The organism is Streptomyces griseoluteus (genome assembly GCF_004784465.1).
Classification (GTDB): Bacteria; Actinomycetota; Actinomycetes; order Streptomycetales; family Streptomycetaceae; genus Streptomyces; species Streptomyces griseoluteus.
This window is the reverse complement of the sequence record NZ_SRRU01000002.1, coordinates 212,798-233,183: the sequence shown is the minus strand read 5'-3', so window position 1 is coordinate 233,183 and position 20,386 is coordinate 212,798. Positions and strand designations below refer to the sequence as shown.

The following is a 20,386-nucleotide window of genomic DNA, read 5'->3' as shown; positions in this document are numbered from 1 at the left end:
TCCGTGTTCTCCAACTATCTGATCGGTCTGCGCGAGGGTCTGGAGGCGTCGCTCGTCGTCTGCATCCTGATCGCCTACCTGGTCAAGACCGGCCGCCGGGAGGCGTTGAAGCCGATCTGGACCGGCATCGCCATCGCGGTCGCACTCGCCCTGGGCTTCGGCTTCGCGCTCGAATTCGGCTCGCAGGAGCTGACGTTCCAGGCACAGGAGGCGCTGGGCGGCTCGCTGTCCATCCTCGCGGTGGGCCTGGTGACGTGGATGGTGTTCTGGATGCGGCGCACCGCCCGGCACCTGAAGTCGGAGCTGCACGGCCGGCTCGACGCCGCCCTCGCCATGGGTACGGGCGCGCTGGTCGCCACCGCGTTCCTCGCGGTGGGCCGGGAGGGGCTGGAGACCGCACTGTTCGTCTGGGCGTCGGTGCACGCGGCGAGTGACGGCACTCCGCGCCCGCTGATCGGCGTCGCCCTCGGTATCGCCACGGCGGTGCTGCTGGGATGGCTGTTCTACCGGGGCGCGCTGCGCATCAACCTGGCGAAGTTCTTCACCTGGACCGGCGGAATGCTGGTCGTGGTCGCGGCGGGTGTCCTCGCGTACGGCGTCCACGACCTCCAGGAGGCGGGCTGGGTGCCGGGGCTGACGAACCTGGCCTTCGACATCAGCGACACGATTCCGCCGGACAGCTGGTACGGGACGCTGCTGAAGGGTGTCCTGAACTTCCAGCCCGACCCCACGGTGGTCCAGCTCACGGTGTGGCTGCTGTATCTGGTGCCGGTGCTGACGTTGTTCCTGCTCCCCTCCCGCGTCCCCGTCCGTACGGCCGGGACCGCGGCGAGCGCGGCGAAGTAGACGGCCCCTCGGGGGGCCGGGCGCTGCTCCCCTCCCGGTAGGGTTCCCCTCCGGGAAGGGGAGGGTGACGTCGCCTGATGAGCAGGGATCGCAGCGGTCGTGGGGCTCGCGGCCGGAACCGGAGGGTACGCATAGCGGCCTCGCTGGCCGCCTGCGCGCTGATGACCAGCGGGTGTGTCGTGGTGCACGGCGAGCGGGAGGTGCTGCCGGCGGCGAGCCGCGCGGAGGCCGCCCGCGCTCTGGCCCGGTTCACGGACGCGTACAACAAGGCCGACCGGGCCTTCGACTCCTCTCTCGACGCCGGGTATGTCACCGGCGCGTTCGGCGCGATCGACTCCGCGCGGCTGAAGGCGGGGCACGCGAACAATCCGGGCGGGAACTCCCGGCACACTCCGCTGACCCTGACCGACGCCAGGTTCACCATTCCGGCGAAGGCCGGCTGGCCCCGGTGGTTCGTCGTGGACGCCCAGGGCAACAAGGGGGGTTCCGCGCGGTGGTTGATGGTGTTCGTGCGGGACGGTCTCGGCGAGTCGTGGCGGGTGACGTATCTGACGCTGGTCCCCGCCCGGCAGGTGCCGAAGTTCCGGGTGGGGGCGGACGGCTGGGCCGAGGCCGTACCGGCCCCTGACCTGAGCTCGCGGTACGCGGCCTATCTGCGGGACGGGGGCAGGACGTTCGCCGACGGCCCGAGCACGAGCGGCTGGCGCGCGATCCGTGCGCAACAGGCCCGCAAGCCGGGGCTGGTACGCCAGTACATCGACGAACCGCTGACCCGCGACGCCTTCGCCCCCCTGGCCCTCCGTACGGCGGACGGAGGCACGCTCGTCTTCTTCGCCTCCCACCACTACGAAAAACGCACGGCCGCCGCCGGAACCTCCGTCGCCGTACCCAACCGGGACGTCCAGGCCCTCACCAAGGGCGAGGTGAAGCAGTCCCTGACGCTCGAGTTCGTCGCCAACCAGGCAGCGGTGGACCCCGCGGGCGGGGGGCCGGTGTCGGTGGTGGGACGAGTACAGGGGCTGACCGCCGCACAGGGCGAGTAGCCGGTCCGGCCGGAGGCCGCGGTGTTCAGTGGCGAGACGGCCAGGGGGTTGCGGCGTGGTGGTCGGGTTCCGTGCCGGCGTGGCGGGCGCAGGCGTCCGTCAGGGATTCCAGCAAGGTCAGGGGCTCGGGCAGGGCGTGTTCCGGGCCTCGGACCCAGCGGACGCCACGCGTCGGGGCGCCGGGGAGGCGGGCCGGGGGGACCAGGACGTACGAGCCCCGGCAGTGCCAGCGGAGGCCGGGGTGTTCGTCCATCGTCTCGGGGTGGCAGTCCAGCTCACAGGGCCACCACTCGTCCTCGTCCTCGGGCGTGCCCCGGGTCCGGGTGAAGAAGAGCATGCGCCCGTCATCGCTCTCGGCGACCGGCCCGACCTCCACCCCCTCTCCGAGCAGTCGATCGAGGGCAGTCCGCCCGGCGTCCAGCGGGACGTCGAGCACATCGTGGGTCATGCCGGTCGCGGTGATGAAGTTGGCCTCGGGCTGTTCACGCGCCCAGCGCTCGATCTGCGCACGGTCGGTGGTCGACTGGGTCTGCCAGGCGAAGGACACCGGATGCCGGGCGGGAGTGGGACAGCCGACGCGGTCACAGGAACACCCGTATCCCGGCGCGGGATACGCGGCAGGCGCCAACGGCAACCCGGCACCGGCGGTGGCGACCAGCATCGCCTCACGGCCACCGTCGTCGGCGGTCTCGTCCTTGGGACGCCGTCCACGCAGCCACTGGGAGATCCTGCCCTGCCGGCCGGACCGGCCGCCGAACGTCGCGCTCATCTGTCCCCTCGCCTCGCTGTGGTGCGGACAGCATGCCTCATCGTCCCATCATCCTCCGCCAAGGGGAGGCCGAGCACGGATATGAAGGAACCTGGCGAGACATACTTCACAATGAAGGGGTATGCGCGATTTTCCCCTTTCTTTGCCAGGGAAAGCCGTTCCAGGAACTAGCTGTCCCCCAGCGGCGGCCAGGCATCGCCCCACTCGGCGTCGCGGGCGGCCTTGTACAGGTCACCGTGCCGCTTGGTGACGGTCGTCCGCCGCAGTCGCTCATCCGCCTCGCACAGATCGAGCAGCACCTGACCCTTACGGATCTGCGGCCGCCGCACGATACGCGCGGGGGCCGGCTCGGCGGGCAGCCGCGTCGCGGCGACGTAGCTGAACTTCTCGTCCTCGTACGCCAGCGAACCGCCCTTGACCTGCCGGTGCAGCGAGGAACGGCTGACCCGCGCCGCGAAGTGGCACCAGTCCGTGCCCGGCACGATCGGGCACGCCGCGCTGTGCGGACACGGTGCGGCGACCCGGAATCCGGCCGCGATCAGCCGGTCGCGGGCCTCGATGATCCGCTCGTACCCCGCCGGGGTCCCGGCCTCCACGATGACGACGGACCGCGCGGCAGCGGCGGCCGCGTCGACGAGGGCCGCACGGTCGGGCTCGGACAGCTCGTTGAGGACGTACGAAACGGTGACCAGGTCGGTCTCCGGCACCTCCAGCGCCGCCCCGATCCGGGCCCGCCGCCACTGGGCACCGCGCAGCGCGGGGTGCGAACCGGCGATCTCCCGCCCGAGGGCGAGCGCGGGCTCGGCCCAGTCCAGCACGGTGACCGGGCGCTCCCCCTCCCAGGTGGCGGCCACGGCCCAGGTCGCGGCGCCGGTCCCGCCCCCGATGTCCACATGACTGCCCGGCACCCACCGGGGCACCGCGTCCGCGAACGCCTCCAGCGCCGCCCGCACCGCCTCGAACGTCGCCGGCATCCGGTACGCGGCGTAGGCCGCCACATCGGCCCGGTCCCGCAGAATCGGCGCGTTCGTCGGGGTGTCCCCCCGGTAGTTGCTGATGAGCCGCTCAACGGCGGAAGCCGCCTGCCGGGGCGGCAACCCGTCCAGCACCCCGGCAAGGGTGGAACGGAGCGTATCGGCGGCGGAGGCGAGGGCGTTCACCCGACGATTCTCTCAGGTGCGCGAACGCGTACGCGGGCCTGAGGCACTAGGCGTCCCGTACCGCCTTCGCCAGGCGGGAGGCCAGGGCCGCCCGGGGGTGGCTGTCGGGGGGCCGGCGGACCGGGTGGACCGTGTTGGCCAGCAGGACGAGGAAGGTGTCCGTCGACGGGTCGAGGACGAGGGACGTGCCCGTGAACCCGGTGTGGCCGGCCGCGCCGTGGCCCGAGAGGGTGCCCATGAACCAGGGCTCGTCGAGGGCGAAGCCGAGGCCGGGCGGGGTGAGGAGGAGTTCGACGAAGTCGGGGCCGAGGATGCGGGCGGGCCCGTACGCGCCGCCCGCGAGGAGGGCGCGGCAGAAGACGGCGAGGTCGGGGCCGGTGGAGAAGAGGCCCGCGTGGCCCGCGACCCCGCCCAGCGCCCAGGCGTTCTCGTCGTGGACGACACCCCGCAGCATCCCCCGGTCCGCCTTGGCCCAGGGCCGCCGCTGGTCCTCGGTGGCCGCGGCGTCGGGGCGGGGCCCGTAGGAGGTCGCCGTCATGCCCAGCGGGCGGGTGATGCCGTCGGCGATCAGTACGTCCAGGGTCCGCCCGGTGATCCGCTCCAGCACGAACTGCAGGAGCAGCATGCCGAGGTCGGAGTACAGGTGCTCCCCCGGCTTCGACGTCGGCGGCTCCGCCCGGAGCCGGGCCAGGCGGGCGGTGAGGCCGGGGTACTCGTACAGCGGGAGTTCGGGCGCGAGCCCGGCGGTGTGGGTGAGCAACTGCCGCACGGTGACGCCGTGTTCGGCCGCCCCCGTGAACTCGGGCAGATACGCGCCCACGCGGGCGTCGATCCCGAGGGTGCCCCGCTCTATCTGCTGGAGCGCCGCGACGGACGTGAACAGCTTGGTGAGCGAGGCGAGGTCGAAGGGGGTGTCCAGGGTGACCGGCACCCGCTGGGCTGGAGGCAGTTCGACACCGGTGCCGGACTTCGGGTCCCAGGCGGCGTACCGCACGGCCCACCCCGACGCCTCGGCGACCGCGATCACCGGCCCGCGCCCGGCCACCGCGACGGCCCCGGCCGCCCAGGGGTGCGCCCCGGCGGTGAGGGCGTGCAGGTCGTCGGTGAGGCGGGCCATCCCCGCGGGGTCCAGCCCGGCCCGCTCGGGGGTGCCTGGACGGAGTCTCGGTGCGCTCAGTGGTCCACTCCCTCCGGGCCCGCGCCCGCCTTCCAGGGACGGCACAGTCCCATGAAGCAGACGCCCGCGACCAGCGCGGCAGCCAACTGGACGACGGCCATCGGGACGGCGGTGCGCTCTCCGGCGATCCCGACGAGCGGGGAGGCGACCGCGCCGATGAGGAAGGAGGTCGTACCGAGCAGCGCGGAGGCGGAACCGGCGGCGTGCCGGGTGCGCAGCAGGGCGAGCGCCTGGGTGTTGGGCATGGTGAAGCCCATCGCCGACATCAGCACGAACAGCGCGGCGGCGACGGGCGCGAGCCCGATCTCGCCGAACACCCCGGTGGACATGAGCAGCAGCGCGGTCGCGGCCAGCACGATCACCGCGAGGCCGCAGGCGAGCACCCGGTCCAGCCGGACCCGGCCCACCAGCAGCTTGCCGTTGATCTGCCCGGCGACGACCAGGCCGACCGAGTTGAGCCCGAACAGCAGGCTGAAGGTCTGCGGGGAGGCGCCGTAGACCTCCTGGACGACGAACGGGGACGCCGAGACGTACGCGAACAGCGCGGCGAAGGCGAAGCCGCCCGCGAGGAGGTAGCCGGTGAAGGGCAGGTCGGCGAGGAGGCCGCGCATGGTGCGCAGGGACTCCTTCACTCCGCCCCGGTGCCGTTCGGCGGGCGGCAGCGTCTCGGGCAGCCGCAGCCAGACCAGGGCGGTGAGCACGGCCCCGATGGCGGTGAGGACGACGAACACGCCCCGCCAGTCGGTCACCCGGAGGATCTGCCCGCCGATCAGCGGCGCGACGATCGGGGCGACCCCGGATATCAGCATCAGGGTGGAGAAGAAGCGGGCCATGGCGACACCGTCGTACAGGTCGCGTACGACGGCCCGCGCGATGACGATCCCGGCCGCGCCCGCGAGGCCCTGCGCCAGCCGGAAGGCGACCAGCGTCTCGACGGTGGGCGCGAACGCGCACAGGGCGGTGGCGACGAGGTACACCGCGAGCCCGGTCAGCAGCGGGCGGCGCCGTCCCCACCGGTCGCTCATCGGGCCGACGACCAGTTGCCCGAGCGCCATCCCGGCCAGACAGGCGGTGAGGGTGAGCTGCACGGTGGCGGCGGGCGCGTGCAGGGTCCGGGTGACCTCCGGCAGCGAGGGCAGGTACATGTCCATCGCCAGCGGTGTGGTGGCGGTGAGCGCCCCGAGCATGAAGGTGACGAGCACCCCGCGCGGCCGCTCCGCGACTCCGGCCGCCCCGTGAGCGGCCTCCACCCCCGAAGCCGTCACGACATCCCGCTCACCCATACAACCCCTCCCAGCCAGAACCCCGGACAACGCCCACCATGGTCTCAGCTCCGGGAGGGTGGGGGGACGTGTGTACGAAGGTCTCCGACGGTGCGCCCGAACAGCAGGTTGCGCCGGAAGCGCCAGGCGGTGGCGGGGGGGCGCAAGGGGACCGGCGTGGGGTCGCGGCCCTCGGGGCGGGGAGAGCCGTCAGCGGCGGTGGCGGCCGCCCTGTTGGGAGGCGGCTTCCGTCGGGTTCTCCGGCGCTGGGGCACGGCGGCGGCCGCCCTGCGGGGGCACCGTCCCGGCGGTGGTGTCCGCCGCGCGGTCCCCGCGGCGGCCGCCCGGCGCCGCTTCGGCGGCAACGCCCGCCGTACCGGCCCGGCGACGGCGCAGCAGAGCCCAGGCGCCGGCGCCCAGAAGCGCCGCCGTGCCGGCCGCGCCCTCGGCGAGGCGGAGGGTGGAGGGGCCGGGCGGGGTGGCGGAGGCGTGGGCGGAGTGTTCGGCCGGGAGGGGGCTGACCGTCGGGCGGGCCGCCTTCGTGCCGCCGGGGGCGGCGAGCAGCCCGACCGGCCGGGCCGCGCGGCCCGCGCCGAAGCCCCAGTCGAGGAGGGCGGCGGTCTGTTCGTACACCGCGTTGCTGCCCTCGGCGGGGTGCATCACGGTGACCAGCAGGGTGCGGCCGCCACGGGTGGCGGCGCCGGTGAAGGTGTTGCCCGCGTGGCTGGTGTAGCCGTTCTTGACGCCGAGCAGCCCCGCGTACGGCCGCAGCCCCCACGCGCCGGTGAGCAGGCGGTCGGTGTTCTGGATCTGGAAGGTCTTCCTGCCGCCCGCCGGGAAGTCGGCGGTACGTGTCCCGCAGTGGCGCCGGAAGTCGGGGTTCTTCAGCCCGGCGCGGGCGAACAGTGTGAGGTCGTACGCCGAGGAGATCTGGCCCTTGTGGTCGAAGCCGTCCGGGCTGACCACATGGGTGTCGAGGGCGTGCAGGTACTCGGCCCGGGCCTGCATCTCGGCGACCGTGCGGGCGATCCCGCCGTTCATGTGGGCCAGCACGTGCACCGCGTCGTTGCCCGAGCGCAGGAACACGCCCTGCCAGAGCTGCTCGACGGTGTACGTGGTCCCGGCCTGGACGCCGACGAGGCTGGACCCGGACGGTATGTCGGTGAGGTCGGCGTCGGTGACCCGGTACCGCTGGTCGGGGGCGAACTTGGGCAGCACGGTGTCCGCGAACAGCATCTTCAGCGTGGACGCGGGCGCGAGCCGCCGGTGCGCGTTGTACGACGCGAGCACCTCGCCGGTGTCCCGGTCGGCGACGAGCCACGCCTGCGCGGTGAGCTTCTTCGGCAGCCCGGCCGCCCGTACCTGGACCCCGCCGAGCCCGAGCCGCTCACCGCCCACCACGCCGGTCCCCACGGATCTCGCCCCCGCGGATCTCGCCCCGGCGGCGGAGGCGGGGGCGGTGGCGGTCAGGGGGACGGCGGCCGCCGCGAGACCGAGAAGGGCACGTCGGCTGAGCGGGGTACTTTCACGCACCCGGGGACCGTACACCGGCTCCGGACGGCCCTTACCCGGGGGAGGTGTTTCCCCGGCCAGGACTTTGCACTGTCATGAAAGTCCGACGGCCGGGTCGTGCGGCAGCCCCGCCGGACCCCTGCCCCCCTATGCGTGACCTGTCTCGAACCGCGAGATCCGCCCGTCGTCGGCCACGGTGAACGTCCACCGGGTCCGCATCTCGCCCCAGGTGTCGTTGCGGTACCGGGCGACGAGCGCGCGTCCGCCGCGGGACTCGCTGTCGACCTCCAGATGACCGTGGCTGGAGAAGATCTCCTGGTCGATCCAGACGGCGAGGTCGCGGTCGGCACCGTCGTCGGCCATGGTCGCGCCGGGCGCGAGGAGGGACATGAAGCCTTCGCGGTCATGGGAGTTGACGGCGTGCACGAAGGCCCGTACGGCCGGGTCGCGCAGCTTGGCGGGCTGAATCGTCATGGCGTCAGGCTCACACCGCTCCCCGCGCCCTGCCACCGGACGTACCCCGCCCGCACCACCCGGACGCCCGGTCCGGGAGGCCGGACGGGGTAGCCGGTGCGACGGTGGACGCAAGGGAAAGGGAGTCACGATGACCTGTTACGACCGACGCGACGTGGGCCTGCTGCTCCTCCGGCTGAGCACCGGCGGGGTACTGGCCGCGCACGGTGCGCAGAAGCTGTTCGGCTGGTTCGGCGGCCACGGGCTGGTGGGCACCGGCCAGTTCATGGAGTCCGTGGGCTTCGCCCCGGGCAAGGCGAGCGCGACGGCTGCGGGGGTCGCGGAGGCGGGCGGCGGCGTCCTGCTGGCCCTCGGCCTGGCGACGCCCGTCGCCGGGGCGTCGGCGGCCGGCGCGATGGCGGGCGCGGCGGCCCTCCACGTCCCCAACGGCTTCTTCGCCCAGGAGGGCGGCTACGAGTACGCCGCCAGCCTCGGCCTCGCCGCCGCCGGCCTCGCCGTGACCGGCCCCGGCCGCCTCTCTCTGGACCATCTCCTCGGCCACGTCTTCGACCGGAACTGGATGGTCCCCGCGGCCCTGGGCGTCACGGCGGCGGCCACGGCCCTGGTCATCGGCGCCCGCAACCGCCGGCTGCGGGAGACAGTGATCACTGAGCAGGAAGTGCTGTTCGAGGAGTAGGTCCCCAGGGGGCCTCTCGGCGGCTGCCCTCGCGGTACACACGGCGGGAGGAACCGGACATGTGTCCGGCGGGCGCGATCGCGGGTGTCGTGCCTATGGTCGTGACATGTCCGTCTTCATCAAGCTCGTAGAGGTCGGGGATCCCGACGGATACACCGACCGCACCATCTGGGACGTCGCCTACGAGGATGTGGCGAACGAACTCAGCTACGCCTACGACCTGCACCCCAGCGGAGCTCTGAGGGTCGTCCGGGTGCCGGCCGGACTGCCTGCGGCAGTGGAGTCCGTGTTCGGTCCCGGAGTGTGGTTCAGGGTGCAGGGCCGCTGGCACGGGGCGGGCGGCTCCGATGCCTCGTGAGGGTGGCGGCTGTCATACGGCGAACGGGTAGGTCTCGGGAACCTCGCCTTCCCGCCATTCGGCCGTGCGCTCCAGGGGTTCGACCGCCCGGGTCTCATCGATGTGGATGACGCCGTCGAACTGGTCCGGCACGCGCGCGCGGAAGTAGTGGCTCTGCCGTTCGGTCTCGGGCCGGTAGATGACGCCGATCGCCCGCTCGAGGCGCGCCTTGCGCAGCGTGTCGGCGGCCAGGGGCGTCCGGTTGAACGGAAGCAGGAACTCCTTCTCGCCGGCCTGGTGGAACAGCTCCTCGACGCTGTCGACGAGTGCCGGGCGCACCGCTTTGCGCAGGACCGGCCCTCCCCAGTCGTCCGCGGCTGTCACCGTGCCGGTGTAGGTGGTGAAGCCCAGCAGGCAGCAGTCATCAGGGTGGGCCTGCCGCACCAACTGGCCGACGTTGAGCTCGCCGCGGAGCGCGGCTTCCGTGCCCCGGGCATCCCCGAGGTGGGAGTTGTGCTCCCACACGACGATCCTGGCGGGGCTGCTCCGCTGGTGGCTGAGATGCTCGGCGAGCGCCTCCAGGGTCTCGGCCATGTGGCGGTCACGCAGGTTCCAGGACGACACCTGCCCGTCGAACATCGTCCGGTAGTACTCGGCCGCGTTCTTGACCGTGCGCGCGTTCTGTTCGGCATAGAACTGGTCGTCCTCGGCGAGCAGTCCGTCCCGTCGTGCGTATTGCACCGCATGGCGCTCCAGTTCGACGAGTTGGTCCACGACCTGTCGCTCGCAGGTCTCACCCGCTCCGAAGGCGGCCTCGAACCCCCAGGCCTGGGCGTCGCCGTCGGTGTTGTAGTGATCGAAGCAGGCGTAGCGCTCGCGGGCCCGCTTCGCCGCCTCCGGATCGACGCGGTCCAGGTAGCCGATGACTTCCTCGATCGAGCGGTAGAGGCTGTACAGGTCGACACCGTAGAAGCCCGCCTTCGCGCGCTCGCCGCCGGAGACCCGGTCGTTGTGTTCCCGGAGCCATCCCACGAAGTCCAGCACCGCGGTGTTCCGCCACATCCAGGTGGGGAACCGCCGAAAGCCGCGCAGTGACTCCTCGGCCGTGACGTCGTCGCTGCGGTCCCGGACGTAGCGGTTGACCCGGTACGCGTCGGGCCAGTCGGCCTCGGCCGCGACCGCGCAGAAACCCTTCTCCTCGATCAGCCGCCGCGTCATGCGGGCGCGCGCCTGGTAGAAGTCGTGCGTGCCGTGCGAGGCCTCGCCGATCAGCACGAAGTGCGCGTTGCCCACCAGGTCGAACAGTGCCTCGTCGCTGGGCACGCCGTCCTCGACAGGGAATGCCTCGGCACTGATGAGAGCGACCTCGCTCACCCCCTCCTCGGCCGGCTCCGGGGGCCTGCCCGCCGCCCGGCGCAGCAGCTCCCGCACCTCCTCGTCGGTGAGCTGGTGGAAGTCCCAGTAGGACGCGCTGACGGCGAAGAACGGCGACGGGGTGGTGGCGCAGACCACGTCGTCGGCCATGTCGGCCAGCTCGCGGCAGCCCGACTCGGAGGCGGCAGGCACCGCGGCGACGCTCCGCGCCGGCCTGTGGCGGCGCAGGGCCTGGATCGCGGCGCGCATGCTGGCCCCGGTGGCAAGGCCGTCGTCGACCAGGATCACCGTGCGGCCCTCCAGCTCGGGCGCGGGCCGTCCCTCCCGGTAGGTCCGCTCCTGGCGCCGCAGCTCCCGGGCCTCCCGCTCGACCGCGCTGCGCAGCGTGTCCGGCAGGATGCCCAGGCCACGGACGACGTCCTCGTTGAGCACCACCACTCCGCCGTCCGCGATGGCCCCCATCGCCACCTCCTCCTGGCCGGGCACGCCGAGCTTGCGGACCAGGAAGACATCGAGTGGGGCTCCCAGGGCCGCGGCAACCTCGTACGCCACCGGAACACCGCCGCGCGGCAGGCCCAGCACGATCACATCGGGATCACCGCGGTAGCGTTCCAGGAGCTTGGCGAGAACCCGGCCGGCTTCTGCGCGATCACTGAACAGGCGGTTCGACATGGGTGAGCTCCTCGCGGTGTGCGGCGCGTGATCGAGGCCGGGTTCCGATGCGCGGCTCCCGGGATCACGGCGAGGGATGCACGGCTTTCGCCGTCATCGCTGTGTTGAGGTCATGCCCCAGTGCCCGGCACGTCGCACGAACCGGCCTCAGTCGACGGGCGAGGTCCAACCTTTTCGCTGTTTCACCGGCAGCGGTTCGCGCAGGACGAATCTGTGCCAATCGTACGTCCGGGGCCACAGGCCGGGCCGGTCACGCAGCACCCGGTCTGCCCCCGGGTCATAGGCGCCCTCCGCGCCTGTGCGCCAGCGACTTTTCAGGGACTTTCAGCGCTGCGCGAGGGGCTACCGAGGAACTTTTCACGGCGTGAGGCGGCAAGTCCCCGAAAGATCGGAAAGAGCCTCCGACGCAGGTCAGAGGCCCTTTCCGAGGTGAAGCCGCAGGTAGGGGCAGACGAGTCGGGCTGTACGCCGGGTTCTGTACCGGGGGCCCTCGCGGGCGTCCCGGTGACGGCCATCCATCTAGGGCCGGTGTTGCCACCGGCCTCGTGCGGTCTACCCGCGGACTCGGGCGGGCAGCCCTCGATCGTCCGCGCAGAAACACCGGGGTGTTTCCTTTTGACCTTGCTCCGGGTGGGGTTTACCTAGCTGCCCAGGTCACCCTGGGCACTGGTGGTCTCTTACACCACCGTTTCACCCTTACCGCGCGCCGAGGCGCGAGGCGGTCTGTTCTCTGTGGCACTGTCCCGCGAGTCGCCTCGGGTGGCCGTTAGCCACCACCCTGCCCTGTGGAGCCCGGACGTTCCTCGGGAAGCCCCGTGAGGGACTCCACGCGGCCGTCCGCCCGGCTCGTCTGCCGTGCCGACCATGGTACCGGGCCGGGCGGGCGGCACGGACCGGCGCCCGGGGCCCGTACGCTGGCGCGGAGGCCGAGAGAAGGAGTTGTCCGTGCTGGTCCTGCTGCCCCCGTCGGAGGGAAAGGCGTCCTCGGGCCGGGGTGCCCCGCTGAAGCCCGGTTCGCTGTCCCTGCCCGGTCTCGCCGCCGCCCGGCAGGCCGTGCTCGCCGAACTGGTGGAGCTGTGCGCCGGGGACGAGGAGAAGGCCCGCGAGGTACTGGGACTGAGCGAGGGGCTGCGCGGCGAGGTCGCCAAGAACGCCGGTCTGCTCACGGCCGGCGCCCGCCCGGCGGGCGAGATCTACACCGGCGTCCTGTACGACGCCCTCGGCCTGGCCACCCTGGACCCCGCCGCCAAGCGCCGCGCGGCCCGCTCGCTGCTGGTGTTCTCCGGCCTCTGGGGCGCGATCGGCGTCACCGACCGCATCCCCTCCTACCGCTGCTCGATGGGGGTCAAGCTGCCCGGTCTCGGCGCGCTGGCCGGGCACTGGCGGGCACCGATGGCCGAGGCGCTGCCCGGGGCGGCCGGGGACGGGCTCGTACTGGACCTGCGCTCCGCCGCGTACGCCGCCGCCTGGAAGCCCAGGGGCGAGGTCGCGGGGCGCACCGCCACGGTACGGGTGCTGCACGCGCCCACCCGCAAGGTGGTCAGCCACTTCAACAAGGCGACCAAGGGCCGTATCGTCCGCGCGCTGCTCACCGAGGGGGCCGCGCCCAAGGGCCCCGCCGAGCTGGTCGTCGCGCTGCGGGACCTCGGGTACGAGGTGGAGGCGGCGGCGCCGGAGAAGGCCGGGAAGCCGTGGGCGCTGGACGTGCTGGTGGACGAGGTTCATTGAGCGTTCACCGGGCCTCGTTGCAGTATGTGCAACGCTCGTTGCGCACACTGCGTCCCCTGGGCACGATGGCGTCCATGACCTCACCCGCGCCCTCCCCCGCCTCCGTACTGGACCTCGCGCCCGTCCTCCCCGTCGTCGTGCTCTCCGACGCCGCCGACGCCGTGCCGCTGGCGCGGGCGCTGGTCGCCGGGGGGCTGCCCGCGATCGAGGTCACGCTGCGCACGCCGGCCGCGCTGGACTGCATCCGGGTCATCGCCGAGGAGGTGCCCGAGGCGGTGGTGGGCGCCGGGTCGGTGATCACGCCCGAGCAGGTGAGCCGTTGCGTGGCGGCGGGGGCGCGGTTCCTCGTCTCCCCCGGCTGGACCGAGTCGCTGCTCGCCGCCATGCGGGAGTCCGGGGTGCCGTTCCTGCCGGGGGTGTCGACCACCTCGGAGGTGGTGGCGCTGCTGGAGCGCGGGGTGCGCGAGATGAAGTTCTTCCCGGCGGGGGCAGCGGGCGGTACGGCGTATCTGAAGTCCCTCGCGGGGCCGTTGCCCGACGCCCGCTTCTGTCCCACGGGCGGGATCGCGCAGGCGAGTGCGCCGGAGTATCTGGCGCTGCCCAACGTGGGCTGCGTGGGCGGCAGTTGGATGGTCCCGGCGGACGCGGTGGCCGCCGGGGACTGGGCCCGGATCGAGGAGCTGGCGCGGGGTGCGGCCGGGCTCAGGGACGCAGGTGGGACGTGTCGTTGAACAGCCGTACGCTCGCGTTCCCGTCGGCGTAGTACGCCACCGCCGACAGCGAGGCGGCCGACAGCTCCATCCGGAAGAGGGACTCGGGCGGGGCGCCCAGGGCGAGGCGCAGCAGGGTCTTGATCGGCGTGACGTGGGTGACCAGCAGCACCGTACGGCCCGCGTACTCGGTGACCAGCCGGGCGCGGGTCTGCTCGATCCGCTCGGCGGTCTCCGCGAAGCTCTCGCCGCCACCGGTGGGACGCGCCTCCGGGTCGCCGAGCCAGGCGGTCAGGTCGTCGGGGTAGCGCTCGCGGGCCTCCCCGAAGGTCAGCCCCTCCCACGCGCCGAAGTCCGTCTCGCGCAGCCCGTCGTCCACACGCACGTCCAGCCCCAGCCGGGCGGCGACGATCCCGGCGGTCTCCCGCGTACGGGCCAGCGGCGAGGCGACGACCGCCTGTACGGTCCCCCGCCGGGCCAGCGCCCCCGCCACCAGCCGTGCCTGTTCCCGCCCCACCTCGGACAACGCGGGATCACTCCCCCCGCTCCCGGAGAACCGCTTCTGCGGAGTGAGCGGCGTCTCCCCGTGCCGCAACAGCACGAAGGTCGCGGGCGCCCCGAGGTCGGGAGCCGCGCTCCAGCCGGGCGAGGAGGTGGTGGCGGAGGCGACGGTACGCGCGGCACGGGCGTCGCTCGGAGCGGCCTCGGCCGACTCCACCGGCTCGGACGCGGGCACAGCCCGGCCCCGGGCCAGAGCCGCCCTCGCGGCCGCCGCCCCCGCGCGGGCGTCCCCGGGGGGACCCTCGGGCTCAGGAACCGCCGGAGCCGGAGGCGTCCACACCTCGCCCTTCGCCCCCGCGTCCATCGCCTCGTTCGCCAGCCGGTCGGCGTGCTTGTTGCGTTCGCGCGGTATCCACTCGTAGGTGACCCGGCCGGGCGGGAAGATGCCGCGGGCCTCGGCGGCGAGGGGCTTCATGTCGGGGTGCTTGATCTTCCAGCGGCCCGACATCTGCTCGACGACCAGCTTGGAGTCCATGCGGACGGCGACCCGCGCCTCGGGGTCGAGGGCGTGGGCGGCGCGCAGGCCGGCGAGGAGACCGCGGTACTCGGCGACGTTGTTGGTGGCGACGCCGATGAACTCGGCGGCCTCGGCCAGGGTCTCCCCCGTGGCCGCGTCACTCACTGCGGCCCCGTACCCCGCCGGGCCGGGGTTGCCCCGCGACCCGCCGTCGGCCTCGACGACGAACTCCCGCACGCCCAGCGCTCCTTACCGGCCGACTACAGACCCGACTCCGCCGTGCGCACCAGGATGCGGTGGCAGTTCTCGCAGCGGACCACCGCGTCGCGCGCGGCCGCGCGGATCTCGCTGAGCTCGGTGATCGCCAGCTCCTGGCGGCAGCCCTGGCAGGTGCGGGCGTACAGCTTGGCCGCGCCGATACCGCCGCCCTGGACGCGCAGGCGGTCGTACAGCTTCAGCAGGTCGGCCGGGACGGACGCGGAGACGATCTCGCGCTCCTTGGTCACCGCGGCGGCCTCGTCGTCCAGCTCGCGGAACGCGGCGTCGCGGCGCGCGGTGGCGTCGTCGGACTTGGCCTGCACGGAGGCGACCCGCTCGGTCAGCTCGGCGACCCGCGCCTGGGCGGCCTCGCGGCGCTCCATGACCTCGAGGACGACGTCCTCCAGGTCGCCCTGACGCTTGGCGAGGGAGGCGATCTCGTGCTGGAGGCCGGTGAGGTCCTTGGGCGAGGTGACCGCGCCGGAGTCCAGGCGCTGCTGGTCACGGGTGGCGCGGCGGCGCACCTGCTCCACGTCCTGTTCGGCCTTGGTCTGCTCGCGGGCGCAGTCGCTCTCCTCGGTCTGCGCGGCCACCAGCAGGTCGCGGAGCTGGACGAGGTCCTTGCCCAGCGTCTCGATCTCGGCGTGCTCGGGGAGCGACTTCCGCTTGTGCGCGAGCTGCTGGAGGCGGACGTCGAGGGCCTGGACGTCGAGGAGTCGGATCTGGTCGGCGGGCTCGGCGTTCAGTTGGGGGCTCCCATGGGGCTAGTGGTGACGGGGGACGCCGCGTGGGCGGTCCAGGGGTCGGTGACCGTCTTGGACACGTGGACGCGGAGGCCCCAGTCGTGACGGTCGGAGATCTGGTCGAGTTCGGCCGCGGCCAGCTCGCACCAGGGCCACTCGGTGGCCCAGTGGGCCGCGTCGAGGAGCGCGAGCGGGCGCTCGGCGACGGACGCGCCGGCCGCGACGAACTCCGATGCGGGGTGGTGGCGCAGGTCGGCGGTGAGGAAGGCGTCCACGCCGGCCGCGCGGACCCGGTCGAAGAGGCTGTCGCCGGAGCCGCCGCTGACGGCGACCGTACGGACGACGGCGTCGGGGTCGCCGGCCACCCGGATGCCCTGCGCGGTGGCGGGCAGCCGTTCGGCGGCGCGCTCGGCCAGCTCGCGCACGGTCAGCGGGTGGTCCAGCTCGCAGATCCGGCCCAGGCCCCGGCGTCCGGCCGGGTCGTCGGGGTCGGGTACGAGGGGACCCGTGACCCTGAGGTCCAGCGCACCGGCGAGGGCGTCGGAGACTCCGGGGTCGGCCTTGTCGGCGTTGGTGTGCGCGACGTGCAGGGCGACGTCGTTCTTGATCAGCGTGTGCACGACCCGGCCCTTGGGGGTGCCGGCCGCCACCGTGGTGGTCCCCCGCAGATAGAGCGGGTGGTGGGTGACGAGCAGGTCGGCGCCGAGCCGTACGGCCTCGTCGGCGACCTCCTGTACCGGGTCCACGGCGAACAGGACGCGGGTGACCTCCTGGCCGGGGTCGCCCGTGACCGTGCCGACCGCGTCCCAGGACTCGGCCCGCTCGGCGGGCCACAGGGTCTCCAGCGCGGCGATGACTTCAGACAGACGGGGCACGAGGAAAGGCTACCTGTCCGTCCAGGGGGGCCGTACCGCTTACGGCGGCCCGGGCCCGGTACGCCCACACCCGCCCTCTCCTCAGAGGAATCGCTTCTGCGCCACCCGTATGTGTGAAGTGGTCCGGACCCGGCCCCCGGCCGTGCGTACGAAAACTAGCTTCGTCGCCGGAGGTGACCGAACCATGACGGCCTGTGCGATCGAATCCCCGTCGACCGGCGCGGAACACGAGGCGCCCACGACGCGGTACGCCATCACGGCGGACGGCGCGTACGCCGCCCGGCTCGCGCTGGACGGGGAGAGCTGGTTCCCGGAGCGCTGGACGCTGGACGGCCCGGAGCCGTACGCGGTGCCACTGCCCGGCGGCCAGCCGGAGGAGCCGGGTACGGAGGTGCATCCGATGGGGGACGGGCGGGTGCTGATCCACCGGCTGGTGGAGCGGCGGCACGCCTTCTCCCTGCTGTACCCGACCGGGCCCGGTACGGGTGAGCTGGCGGTGGGCGCGGTGGAGTGCGGGTCCGACACCCACGTCACGCTGCTGCCGCCCGCGCCGGGGGGCGAGCGGGCTTACGCGCTGGCGGTGTGCGAGACGTCCACGGCGGTGTGGCTGGTGGCGGGCGGTCCCGCCGGGCCCGAGCGGGTGGCCGAGGTGCCGGGGCGGTGCTCGGGCGGGGTCTGGCTGGAGCCGGCCGGGCGGATGCTGGCGCTGGACCGGGAGCTGGCGGGCCGGACCAAGACGGTCGTGGTGGACCTGGGGCAGGACGGGGAGGTCTCCCCGCTGCTGGAGATCGCGCCCGACAGCGACGACCGGCTGCTGCTGGCCGACCCGGACAGCGGGCTGGTGGTGATCTCCTCGGACGCGGCCTCGCCGGGGCAGGAACGACTGGGCTGGGGCGTACTGGGCAGCACCCTCCCGGTCCGCTTCCCGGGCGCGCTCCGGCTGCCGGACTGCACGGTGACCCCCTTCGCCATCCAGCCGGGCCAGGTCCTGACCCCGGAAACCTGTGCGGTGGCCCTCCGGGTGGACGGCCCCCTCGGCACCTGGATCGCCACCTGGCACCCGACCGACCTCCGCCTGCGCCACCTCCCGGCCCCGGAGGGCTGGCTGCCGTCCTCCGGCCTGTGGACCCCGGAGGGCGTACTCCGCCTCCCGTACTCGACGGCCCGGACGCCGTGCGGAGTAGCCGAACTGCACCCTCCGGCGGCTGCCCCGCCCCCCGCGGAGCCCGCGAAGGCGGAGGAACCGGAGACCCCCCGCCCGGTCCCCCTGCAGAAGGCCCCGCTCGCCGAGGCAGCCGCCGAGTAGCGCTGCCAGAACCCCGCGCGGCCTGGCCTCGCGTCTCGCCCCGCACGCCTCGGCGCTGCCGCCTGTACTCCGCCCCCCGGGGGTTGGTTAGACTCTCCCGGCTGCAAGACGATCATGTTGACGGGGTGAATGCTTCCGATGACCGAAGCCAGCACGACGCAGCCGCTGTCCGCGCCCGCGGATTCCGGGGTCTACGAGCCCGCATCCTTCTCCGCCGAGGCGGACGGGCACGGGCGGCACCGGGGACCGGTCGCGGACCGGGACGGGGAGAGCGCCCCCAGTGGGCGCCATCGCCGCCCGGGCGGCGGGACCGCCGGGACGGCTGTCTGACCGATACGGCGAGGGGCGGGGTACGGGCCACACGGCTCGCATCCCGCCCCTTCGTCATGGCCGGCCGTGACATTCGTACTGCCGGAGTCCGTACGTACGCCTCTGCCCGCGGCGGCGCCCCGCTCCTACCGTCGTAGGCATGACACAGACGCGATCCGCCCGGCGCGGGCAACGGTTCTCGTTCCCTACTCTGGAACGTCGTCCCGCCGACCGGCCGGAGGCGGTGGAGCGGGAGAGGCCTGAGGACACGGACATGACGTGGTGGGCACGGGCACGGCAGCGGCGCTCGGCCAGGTGTGCGCGGGGTGCCGGCCACGCGGGGCCCCCGCCGACCGGCTTCGCGCTGCTGCCCTGGCTGCTGATGGGACTGGGCTCGTTCTCCAACCTGCTCCAGGGCAAGGCGGAGAACCCGTGGATCGGCGGCCTGGGCCTGTTCGTCTTCAACTCCCTCTACGTCTATGTCACGTTCCGCGCCTTCGACCGCGAGAAGCGTCAGTCCCTCCCGACCCGGCTGGCCCTGCTGACCATGGGCCTGGTCACCACGGGGCTCGCGGTCGGCTACGGCGGCAACTGGCTGCTGTTCTTCCCCCTGCTCGGCCTCGCCACCGGCGCCACCCTGCGCGGCCGGCACCTCGGCAGGATCGGCCTGCTGCTCGCGGCGTACGCGGCGGTCCTCGCGGGCCTGCGCGAAGGCTGGCGGGAGGCGCCGAACATCGGGTACGCGACCTTCCTGTCCTGCATGGTCACGGCGGCGATCCTGAGCCTGTCGGAGGCGGTACGGGAACTGCGGGCCGCGCGTGAGGAGTTGGCACGGCGGGCGGTGGAGAAGGAACGGCTGCGCTTCTCCCGCGATCTGCATGACCTGCTGGGCCACACCCTTTCGGTGATCGTGGTGAAGTCCGAGGCCGCGCGGCGGCTGGCCGGGCGGGACCTGGACGCGGCGCTGGCCCAGATCGGGGACATCGAGTCGGTGGGCCGGCAGGCGCTGACCGAGATCCGGGAGGCGGTGACCGGCTACCGCGAGGGCAGCCTGTCCACCGAGCTGACCCGCGCCCGCTCGGCACTGGCGGCGGCGAGCGTGGAGCCGGTGGTACGGCAGTCGGGGGCGCCCCTGGCCCCGCAGACCGAGGCGCTGCTCGGCTGGGTGGTGCGCGAGGCGGTGACCAACGTGGTCCGGCACAGCCGCGCCACCCGCTGCGAGATCACCGTGGAGAGCGCCGGGGAACGCGTCCGCCTCACCGTCACCGACAACGGCACCCCGACGGCAGCCCCCGCCCCCGGCGGCACCGGCCTGACGGGCCTCACCGAACGCCTGACCACGGCGGGCGGTTCCCTGACAGCGGGCCCCGCCCCGACCGGCGGCTTCACGGTGACGGCCGAGCTGCCGGCGGCCCCGGTGGACCTGGGCACCGAGGACGCGATCCCGGTCGCGCTGGAGTCCTGACGGCCGTCCCGCCCCCTCGCTACCCTGGCGCGGTGAACGAGATCCGGCTCCTGCTGGCCGAGGACCAGGGGATGATGCGGGGCGCCCTGGCGCTGTTGCTGGGGATGGAGGACGACATCGAGGTGGTCGCTCAAGTGGCCGCGGGGGACGCGATCCTGACGGCCGCCCTGGAGCACCGGCCGGATGTGGCGCTGCTGGACATCGAGTTGCCGGGACTCAGTGGTCTGGACGCGGCGGCGCTGCTGCGGGAGCGGGTGCCGGAGTGCCGGGTGCTGATTCTCACCACGTTCGGCAGGCCCGGCTATCTGCGCCGGGCGATGGAGGCGGGGGCGGCCGGATTCCTGGTGAAGGACGGGCCGGTGGAGGAACTGGCGCAGGCGGTGCGCCGGGTGCTGGCCGGGGAGACGGTGGTCGACCCCGTACTGGCGGCGGCCGCGCTCAGCGCCGGACCGAACCCGCTGACCGGCCGGGAGTGCGAGGTGCTGACCGCCTCCGTGGACGGCGCGACGGTCGCCGACATCGCCGCCCGGCTGCACCTCTCGGAGTCCACCGTCCGCAACTACCTCTCCTCGGCGATCGGCAAGACCGGCACCCGCAACCGCGCGGAGGCGGTACGGGAGGCCCGGCAGCGCGGCTGGCTGTGAAGCGCTGACACCCAGTCAGAAACCCATC

General features: G+C 73.4%; 19 protein-coding genes and 1 other RNA gene. 9 read left to right on the top strand and 11 right to left on the bottom strand.

The genetic code is table 11. The annotated features are described in order from the left end of the window. Positions 1–3: 3 nt before the first annotated feature. Both efeU and E5082_RS06530 read left to right on the top strand, forming a co-directional pair. Positions 4–846, top strand: a complete 843-nt coding sequence (gene efeU, locus E5082_RS06535; RefSeq protein ID WP_135790323.1) for an iron uptake transporter permease EfeU — start codon at positions 4–6, stop codon at positions 844–846. Between the two features lie 77 nt (positions 847–923). Continuing rightward, entirely contained in the window at positions 924–1,889 is a 966-nt protein-coding gene (locus tag E5082_RS06530; RefSeq protein ID WP_135790322.1) for an SCO2278 family lipoprotein, read from the top strand. 25 nt (positions 1,890–1,914) lie between these two features. Here E5082_RS06530 and E5082_RS06525 read toward each other — a convergent pair whose 3' ends face one another. The 6 genes from E5082_RS06525 to E5082_RS06500 all read right to left on the bottom strand — a co-directional run bounded on the left by E5082_RS06525 (position 1,915) and on the right by E5082_RS06500 (position 8,243). Beyond that, entirely contained in the window at positions 1,915–2,658 is a 744-nt protein-coding gene (locus E5082_RS06525; RefSeq protein WP_135790321.1) for a bifunctional DNA primase/polymerase, read from the bottom strand. A 167-nt stretch (positions 2,659–2,825) separates the two neighbouring features. Then, positions 2,826–3,818 (bottom strand): small ribosomal subunit Rsm22 family protein, encoded by a 993-nt coding sequence (locus tag E5082_RS06520; RefSeq protein WP_135790320.1) that lies wholly within the window; start codon positions 3,816–3,818, stop codon positions 2,826–2,828. Between the two features lie 46 nt (positions 3,819–3,864). Continuing rightward, positions 3,865–5,040, bottom strand: a complete 1,176-nt coding sequence (locus E5082_RS06515) for a serine hydrolase domain-containing protein (protein ID WP_135790319.1) — start codon at positions 5,038–5,040, stop codon at positions 3,865–3,867. Continuing rightward, complete coding sequence (locus E5082_RS06510) at positions 4,992–6,278, bottom strand: multidrug effflux MFS transporter (RefSeq protein ID WP_135790318.1); 1,287 nt, start codon at positions 6,276–6,278, stop codon at positions 4,992–4,994. Before E5082_RS06510 ends, E5082_RS06515 begins: the two co-directional genes overlap by 49 nt. Positions 6,279–6,467: 189 nt before the next feature. After that, positions 6,468–7,790 carry a D-alanyl-D-alanine carboxypeptidase family protein gene (locus tag E5082_RS06505; protein ID WP_135790317.1) on the bottom strand — a complete coding sequence of 441 codons (1,323 nt, stop codon included), beginning with the start codon at positions 7,788–7,790 and terminating at the stop codon, positions 6,468–6,470. A 126-nt stretch (positions 7,791–7,916) separates the two neighbouring features. Beyond that, positions 7,917–8,243, bottom strand: coding sequence for a nuclear transport factor 2 family protein (locus E5082_RS06500; protein WP_135790316.1), 327 nt, complete (start codon positions 8,241–8,243; stop codon positions 7,917–7,919). Between the two features lie 130 nt (positions 8,244–8,373). On the opposite strand from E5082_RS06500, the gene E5082_RS06495 reads away from it, so the two are divergent. Then, positions 8,374–8,919 (top strand): DoxX family protein, encoded by a 546-nt coding sequence (locus tag E5082_RS06495; RefSeq protein WP_135785688.1) that lies wholly within the window; start codon positions 8,374–8,376, stop codon positions 8,917–8,919. A 106-nt stretch (positions 8,920–9,025) separates the two neighbouring features. Continuing rightward, on the top strand, positions 9,026–9,277 hold the full coding sequence (locus tag E5082_RS06490) for a hypothetical protein (RefSeq protein WP_135790315.1): 252 nt from the start codon (positions 9,026–9,028) through the stop codon (positions 9,275–9,277). 12 nt (positions 9,278–9,289) lie between these two features. On the opposite strand, the gene E5082_RS06485 is transcribed toward E5082_RS06490, so the two are convergent. Both E5082_RS06485 and rnpB read right to left on the bottom strand, forming a co-directional pair. Further along, positions 9,290–11,302: an erythromycin esterase family protein gene (locus E5082_RS06485; protein WP_135790314.1), complete on the bottom strand. Its 2,013-nt coding sequence runs from the start codon at positions 11,300–11,302 to the stop codon at positions 9,290–9,292. A gap of 448 nt (positions 11,303–11,750) precedes the next feature. Then, positions 11,751–12,151, bottom strand: an RNA gene (rnpB, locus tag E5082_RS06480) — RNase P RNA component class A. 96 nt (positions 12,152–12,247) lie between these two features. Between rnpB and yaaA the strand changes: the two genes are divergently transcribed. Both yaaA and E5082_RS06470 read left to right on the top strand, forming a co-directional pair. Beyond that, positions 12,248–13,030: a peroxide stress protein YaaA gene (gene yaaA, locus E5082_RS06475; RefSeq protein ID WP_135790313.1), complete on the top strand. Its 783-nt coding sequence runs from the start codon at positions 12,248–12,250 to the stop codon at positions 13,028–13,030. A gap of 74 nt (positions 13,031–13,104) precedes the next feature. After that, positions 13,105–13,761: a bifunctional 4-hydroxy-2-oxoglutarate aldolase/2-dehydro-3-deoxy-phosphogluconate aldolase gene (locus E5082_RS06470; RefSeq protein WP_135790312.1), complete on the top strand. Its 657-nt coding sequence runs from the start codon at positions 13,105–13,107 to the stop codon at positions 13,759–13,761. On the opposite strand, the gene E5082_RS06465 is transcribed toward E5082_RS06470, so the two are convergent. The 3 genes from E5082_RS06465 to E5082_RS06455 are packed head-to-tail and all read right to left on the bottom strand — an operon-like array spanning position 13,733 to position 16,634. Next, positions 13,733–14,995, bottom strand: coding sequence for a bifunctional RNase H/acid phosphatase (locus tag E5082_RS06465; protein WP_135790311.1), 1,263 nt, complete (start codon positions 14,993–14,995; stop codon positions 13,733–13,735). The two genes, E5082_RS06470 and E5082_RS06465, sit on opposite strands and share 29 nt — an antisense overlap. Positions 14,996–15,018: 23 nt before the next feature. Continuing rightward, positions 15,019–15,762 carry a zinc ribbon domain-containing protein gene (locus E5082_RS06460; RefSeq protein ID WP_135790310.1) on the bottom strand — a complete coding sequence of 248 codons (744 nt, stop codon included), beginning with the start codon at positions 15,760–15,762 and terminating at the stop codon, positions 15,019–15,021. Beyond that, positions 15,759–16,634: a Nif3-like dinuclear metal center hexameric protein gene (locus E5082_RS06455; RefSeq protein WP_135790309.1), complete on the bottom strand. Its 876-nt coding sequence runs from the start codon at positions 16,632–16,634 to the stop codon at positions 15,759–15,761. The genes E5082_RS06460 and E5082_RS06455 overlap by 4 nt, the downstream gene beginning before the upstream one ends. 184 nt (positions 16,635–16,818) lie before the next feature. Here E5082_RS06455 and E5082_RS06450 point away from each other — a divergent pair, with 184 nt between their 5' ends. From E5082_RS06450 to E5082_RS06435, 3 genes are all read left to right on the top strand, one after another. Continuing rightward, positions 16,819–17,940, top strand: a complete 1,122-nt coding sequence (locus tag E5082_RS06450; protein WP_135790308.1) for a hypothetical protein — start codon at positions 16,819–16,821, stop codon at positions 17,938–17,940. Positions 17,941–18,523: 583 nt separating this feature from the next. Beyond that, the gene (locus E5082_RS06440; protein WP_135790306.1) at positions 18,524–19,714 is read left to right on the top strand and encodes a sensor histidine kinase; all 1,191 of its coding nucleotides are present in this window, start codon (positions 18,524–18,526) and stop codon (positions 19,712–19,714) included. Positions 19,715–19,746: 32 nt separating this feature from the next. Beyond that, positions 19,747–20,358 carry a response regulator transcription factor gene (locus tag E5082_RS06435; RefSeq protein WP_135790305.1) on the top strand — a complete coding sequence of 204 codons (612 nt, stop codon included), beginning with the start codon at positions 19,747–19,749 and terminating at the stop codon, positions 20,356–20,358. The last annotated feature ends 28 nt before the right edge of the window (positions 20,359–20,386 follow it).

What these genes read in the sequence shown, in the direction of transcription:
- E5082_RS06530 (WP_135790322.1), top strand. Translation starts at nt 924, where the DNA reads ATGAGCAGGGATCGCAGCGGTCGTGGGGCTCGCGGCCGGAACCGGAGG.
- E5082_RS06525 (WP_135790321.1), bottom strand. Translation starts at nt 2,658, where the DNA reads ATGAGCGCGACGTTCGGCGGCCGGTCCGGCCGGCAGGGCAGGATCTCC.
- E5082_RS06510 (WP_135790318.1), bottom strand. Translation starts at nt 6,278, where the DNA reads ATGGGTGAGCGGGATGTCGTGACGGCTTCGGGGGTGGAGGCCGCTCAC.
- E5082_RS06500 (WP_135790316.1), bottom strand. Translation starts at nt 8,243, where the DNA reads ATGACGATTCAGCCCGCCAAGCTGCGCGACCCGGCCGTACGGGCCTTC.
- E5082_RS06495 (WP_135785688.1), top strand. Translation starts at nt 8,374, where the DNA reads ATGACCTGTTACGACCGACGCGACGTGGGCCTGCTGCTCCTCCGGCTG.
- E5082_RS06490 (WP_135790315.1), top strand. Translation starts at nt 9,026, where the DNA reads ATGTCCGTCTTCATCAAGCTCGTAGAGGTCGGGGATCCCGACGGATAC.
- E5082_RS06485 (WP_135790314.1), bottom strand. Translation starts at nt 11,302, where the DNA reads ATGTCGAACCGCCTGTTCAGTGATCGCGCAGAAGCCGGCCGGGTTCTC.
- E5082_RS06470 (WP_135790312.1), top strand. Translation starts at nt 13,105, where the DNA reads ATGACCTCACCCGCGCCCTCCCCCGCCTCCGTACTGGACCTCGCGCCC.
- E5082_RS06450 (WP_135790308.1), top strand. Translation starts at nt 16,819, where the DNA reads ATGACGGCCTGTGCGATCGAATCCCCGTCGACCGGCGCGGAACACGAG.
- E5082_RS06440 (WP_135790306.1), top strand. Translation starts at nt 18,524, where the DNA reads ATGACGTGGTGGGCACGGGCACGGCAGCGGCGCTCGGCCAGGTGTGCG.